The organism is Bacillus sanguinis (genome assembly GCF_018332475.1).
In the GTDB taxonomy this organism is placed as follows: Bacteria; Bacillota; Bacilli; order Bacillales; family Bacillaceae_G; genus Bacillus_A; species Bacillus_A sanguinis.
This window is the reverse complement of record NZ_BOQB01000133.1, coordinates 1-5,735: the sequence shown is the minus strand read 5'-3', so window position 1 is coordinate 5,735 and position 5,735 is coordinate 1. Positions and strand designations below refer to the sequence as shown.

Genomic DNA, 5,735 nt, shown 5'->3' with positions numbered 1-5,735 from the left:
AATTCATTAAAACCTTATTTAAAGCGGTTGGTATGCATTTATAAACAAAGTGCAATACCTCAAAAAGTATTTTTACATAATAATAAAAGAAGATTTAAATAGAAGATATATACCATTTTTTCAATCGTTTTCAAAAAAATAAAGCTATCTTTTCTTATGAAAAAAGATAGCTTCATCTGTATAGACGACTGCTCTACTCCCTATTGTTTTGCGCCTTTCAACGACTCTCTCAGGACAAATTTTTGTAATTTCCCACTCGCATTACGAGGTAGTTCATCCACAAATAAATAATGACGCGGACGTTTATAATCTGCTAATTCATCACTTTCTTTACAATATATTTCCAAATCCTCTTCTGTAATCGCTTCATCTTTCTTTACAACGACAGCCACTACACGTTCTCCCCATAATTCATCTGGCTCACCAAGCACCGCAACATCTAATATACCAGGATGACTATGAAGGAAATCTTCAATTTCACGTGGATAAATATTAACACCTCCGCTAATTACCATATCATCCACACGATCTGCGACGAATAAATAGCCATCTTTATCGAAATAACCTAAATCACCAGAGTGATACCATCCTTTATACATCGATTTTGCATTTGCTTCTTCTCGGTTATGATAACCAGCCATCATAGTTGGGCCGCGCAAAATAATCTCCCCCACTTCATAAGGAGGCAATACATCATCTGGTTCTGCTGGTGCGTCTTCGTTTGGTTTTACAATGCGGATTTCATGACTAAAACACGGTGTTCCCGCTGAACCTGCTTTCGTAATTTGATCTTCTTCTACGAGAAACGCAACAACTGGTCCCATTTCTGTCATTCCGTAAATTTGAACAAGATCAATATAAAGACGTTCTTTACATTCCTTTACTAATGCCGGTGCCATTGCAGCTCCGCCGTATATACCGATCTTCATCGACGTTAAATCATACTGCGTTAAATCTTTTTGCAATAACATATTCCACATCGTCGGTGCTGCAAAGAACGTCGTAATCTTCTCTTCTTGAATTGTATGTAATACTGTTTCCGTATCAAAATGATGTAAAATAACATTCTTTCCGCCAATTTGAATGCGCGGAATGATCCCAGCGTTTAACTCGCCACAATGATATAAAGGCGCAACGACAAGCCCAACACTATCTCTATTATATTTTAGGAAATACGTACAAATCATACTATGCTCAGTCATTTCACGATGTCGATGTAATACACCTTTCGGATGACCTGTCGTACCGCTCGTATACAGCATCGAACAATAATCCATTTCATCAATTTCGATATCTATTTTCTCAGAAGAGGCTGCATTCACTTTTTCATGGTAAGAACTTGCATAAGAAGGTGTATCGTCTTCTACATACCAAAAAGACGAATTTGGGAAATCTCGTTCAATGATAGCGACAGTTGACTCAACTGCTTTTTCAAAAACAACGACTTTTGAGGATGCGTCCTGGAGAATATAAGATACTTCTTTTGCTTTTAAGCGGAAATTGATTGGGTTAAAGATCGCACCAATTTTCGCACACGCTAAGTAAACGTTTACAAATTCACGGCAGTTATATAAGTAAACAGATACCGTATCTCCCTTTCTTACTCCTTCTTCTAATAGGGCATGCGCCGTTTTATTTATTTGCTCATCCCACTGTTTATATGTCCAACGAATATTTTTTTCAGGTTCCACTAACGCCTCTTTATTCGGATACTTACCAACAGATAAATCAAAAATTCTCCCTATCGTCATATACATGCCAACAATTTCCCCCTTTTCTCTTTCATAAATCTATCATTTCGTCTATAAGTAGACATTGTCCTCTAATAATTTGACTAATTTTTCTGATTATTATCGACATAGTTTTACAAACGGTTCCGTTTGGCGGTAGGTGAAATTATATCAGCGATTTTTCGAATATATCGACTTACCGACAAAAACTGTCAAAATAAAAAAGAGGCTATTCCAACTCGGAACAACCTCTTTCTTCTTATACAAATAGCTCTTCTAAAATTTTCAGTTTATCTTCTGTATATTTTACGAAGCCATCGTTATATGATTTTGGATCTTTCGGATTTGCGAAGTGCGTAATTGCACCTGTCTTCGGATGAACAAATTTACTTGATGCACCACAGCCAAGTCCGATAATTGATTGAACTTCTTCCATAATAACAATGTTATAAATACTTTCTTGTGTCGGCATTGCATAACCAACGTTCTCTAAGTTACCTAAAATATTTTTTTGACGATATAGGTAATATGGTACGTAATTATGCTTTTGCGTCCACTCTTCTGCTTCGTGCATCATCGCTGTAATTTCTTCGCGATCAGCTACTTTATATTTACGTTTGTTTTGCGTCATTTCAGAAGCACGTTTAAATGATAACGTATGAACTGTTAACGATTCTGGCATTAACTTTTCTGTCTCGTCTAACGTATGCTTGAAGATATCTAGCCCTTCACCAGGAAGACCAATAATTAAGTCCATATTAATATTGTTCATTCCCATTTCACGAGCTAAGTGATACTTCTCAATTGTTTCTTCTACAGTATGATGACGTCCAATTGCTTTTAGTGTCTCTTGATGGTATGACTGCGGATTAATACTAATACGGTCAATGTTCCATTTATTTAACACTTCTAGCTTCGCTGGCGTAATTGTATCTGGGCGACCTGCCTCAACTGTTACTTCACGCACATTTTTCACATCTGGGAACGCTTCATACATTTCTTCATACAGCATATCCATCTCTTCTGCTGTAATACTTGTCGGTGTACCGCCGCCGTAATAAATCGTCGTAACTGTTACACCTTTTTCTTTTAAAAACTTACCAATTTCACGAACTTCATAATGTAAACCACCTAAGAATGAATCAACAGAGCCTTGGCGTCCGTTAATTGCATACGCAGGGAATGTACAATATGCACATTTTGTTGGGCAGAATGGAATACCGATATAAATACTTACTTCCTCTTTCAAACGGTATAAATCCGGAACTACCGCTAATTGGCAATCAACAATACGCTGAAGAAGCTCAATTTTCTCTTCATGAATTAAATAGCTTTCACGAAGTTCTTGGTGTGCTTCCTCTTTTGACATACCATTTTGAAGCATTTTATGAAGAAGTTTTGTCGGACGAACTCCCGTTAAAATACCCCAGCTTTGTTCAAGCCCCGTTAACTGCTGAAGAACAGAAAGATATACATAAGAAACAACGTGCTTCACTTGCTTCATACGCTCTTTCTCATCTGTAAAAGCAGATAAATCTTTTGCGAATGTTTCTTCATACACATTTCCAGTCGCAACATCTGTTAAACGAGCTGATGCTTTCACATTCTCTTCAATGTGTATATCAACGATAAGATTTGCTTCCTCTTGTTCAAATCCAATCGTACTCTCTTCAAAAAATAAGCCGCCAATATTTTGTAGCGGACGTAAAAAACGATCATCTTGTAACGTTTTAATTGAAATTAACAACATTATCACCTTTTCATTTGCAAACTCCCTTTAGTTTACTTGAAGGGCGTTTGCAGGTCAATACAGAAGGTTTTACCTTATTTAGATATCTTATTTAAAACAAACTGAATATTGATTTTTAACGAACTTTTCCTAGTTGTATAGACATTAGAATATACTCTTGTTACAATCTAGAACGTATTAGTACTTGCTACTAATTTAAATACATATAAAGGAGGACTCTTAACACGCAATAAAGACTATCACGTGTTAAAACAACTATGAAAAAAAAGTTTTACAACATTTTAGCATTATCTTTGGCATTACAAGTATTTGTAGCCCCTACCCATTCATTCGCAGAAAATATAGAGAGAACTGCTGAATTGTCTATGGATGAACAAGCTTTAAAAAGCATTGAAGAACATGCAAAACAGCATAGACATGACGAAGAAAACGACCTTGAAATCTCGGGTGAATATCTTATCCACTTGTCAACAAAACTTCCACTATACGATGCAAATGACTTAAAAACCAAAACAAATATTGAAATTGCTGAACCTGTAGTAAAGGCAACGAAGAAAAAAGGGAATACATATTACATACAAACGAAATTTGGTTCTGGTTGGGTTAATAAGGAAAATAATAGTTTAGAAGTACAAGAGATTCATAAACTCTCGGATCAAAAATTAATTGTAACAGAAGAAACATCAGTATATTCATTCCCTTTCCAATCGTTTAAAGAAGAAACGACATTACAGCCACAAACAGTAGCTCCTACTGAACAAGCTGGGAATTGGTTTAAAATTCAAATGAACGGAACTGAGAAATGGATTTATGCTCCTTCAGCTACATTTGAAGGTACGAAAGCATCATTATTTGAAAAAACAGGTTCTATCGAAAAGAGAAGCGTATCTTTCTTCAACACACCATCTAATTTGCCTACAAATAACATTTATGGTGTTACATTTAAAGAAATGATTGTTCCAAAAGGGAATGAGAACATTCGTCCTGGCTACGCAATGGAACCGAAATACATTACAATTCATGAAACTGCTAATACAAGTAAAGGTGCTAACGCGTTAAATCATGCGAAGTACTTAGATAGCCAAGCCCGCGGAAATACTGATCGTTCAGCATCTTGGCATTTTACAGTAGATGACAAAGAAATTTATCAACATCTTCCATTAAATGAAGTTGGTTGGCATGCTGGAAATAAGACAGGAAACTATGAATCTATCGGAATTGAAATTGCTGTGAATAGTGATGGAAATTATACGAAAGCGGTAGAAAATGCCCGGAAATTAGCTGCTTATTTAATGAACGAATTAAACATATCTCTAGATCACGTTCAAAAGCATCAATTTTGGAGCAAAAAAAACTGTCCTGCATTTATGATTCAACGCGGACAATGGGATGCTTTCTTAAAGGGCACGAATGCTTACTATAATGAAAATCGTAAAGATGTTATTCCGCCGCCAGAAGTCCCTCATGAAAAAGACGACATTACAGGCGGGTGGTATGAGCAAGACATTCGCCAGTTAGCAGCTAGGAAAATCATGTTCGGTGACGGCAATGGTTCTTACTGGCCAAACCGCCTCGTAACACGAGCTGAGTTTGCAAATTTAATGTCGCGAGCTTTAACATTACCTGCTGGAAACGCTAAATTTACAGACTTAAACGAAGCTCATCCATCTTTAGTGGATGGAATTAACCGTGCCGCTAGCGCAGGTATCATTAATGGTCGCGGAAATAATAAATTTGATCCAATCGCTACAATAACACGTGATGAAGCTGTTATTATGATTGACCGTGCATTGGAATATAACTGGATCTATAGAAAAGAAATGAAATTACCATTCACTGACCAAGATTTAGCATACGATAAGAAGGCATTACAAAATGTTTACGCATACGGAATCGTAAAAGGGAACGAACGGAATGAATTCGTACCAAAAGGCACAGCAACACGTGCTGAAGCAGCCGCATTTTTAAATCGAATGCTTCAGGTTATTGAAGCTTAAACAATAAAACTAAAAGGCATAAGAGATAACATTTCTCTTATGCCTTTTATAAAACTATTAACTATTTTTAATCATAAATCTAAGACGTATTCCTAATAAAACTAGAGCAAAACCAATGAATGGTAGATAATTCATATCATGTCCTGTAGCTGGAAGTTGTGCATGAGACGCACCTTGTCCTTTTTCTGGTAAGGTAGGTTTTTCTTTATCTACGTTTTCCATTCCTTCACTTGGTGTTCCTGTCTCTTCACCTGGCTT

Annotated in this window: 4 protein-coding genes; 1 reads left to right on the top strand and 3 read right to left on the bottom strand. The window is 36.4% G+C overall.

What is annotated here, in order from left to right; all coding sequences use genetic code 11:
- Window positions 1–200: 200 nt before the first annotated feature.
- Together KI369_RS15675 and KI369_RS15670 are read right to left on the bottom strand one after the other, a co-directional pair.
- Entirely contained in the window at window positions 201–1,757 is a 1,557-nt protein-coding gene (locus KI369_RS15675; protein WP_212956571.1) for a fatty acid--CoA ligase, read from the bottom strand.
- 232 nt (window positions 1,758–1,989) lie between these two features.
- Window positions 1,990–3,480 (bottom strand): coproporphyrinogen III oxidase, encoded by a 1,491-nt coding sequence (locus KI369_RS15670; RefSeq protein ID WP_212956572.1) that lies wholly within the window; start codon window positions 3,478–3,480, stop codon window positions 1,990–1,992.
- Window positions 3,481–3,737: 257 nt separating this feature from the next.
- On the opposite strand from KI369_RS15670, the gene KI369_RS15665 reads away from it, so the two are divergent.
- Window positions 3,738–5,477 (top strand): S-layer homology domain-containing protein, encoded by a 1,740-nt coding sequence (locus KI369_RS15665; protein ID WP_212956570.1) that lies wholly within the window; start codon window positions 3,738–3,740, stop codon window positions 5,475–5,477.
- A gap of 57 nt (window positions 5,478–5,534) precedes the next feature.
- Here KI369_RS15665 and KI369_RS15660 read toward each other — a convergent pair.
- A partial coding sequence (locus KI369_RS15660) for an LPXTG cell wall anchor domain-containing protein (RefSeq protein WP_212956569.1) occupies window positions 5,535–5,735 on the bottom strand: 201 nt, incomplete at its 5' end.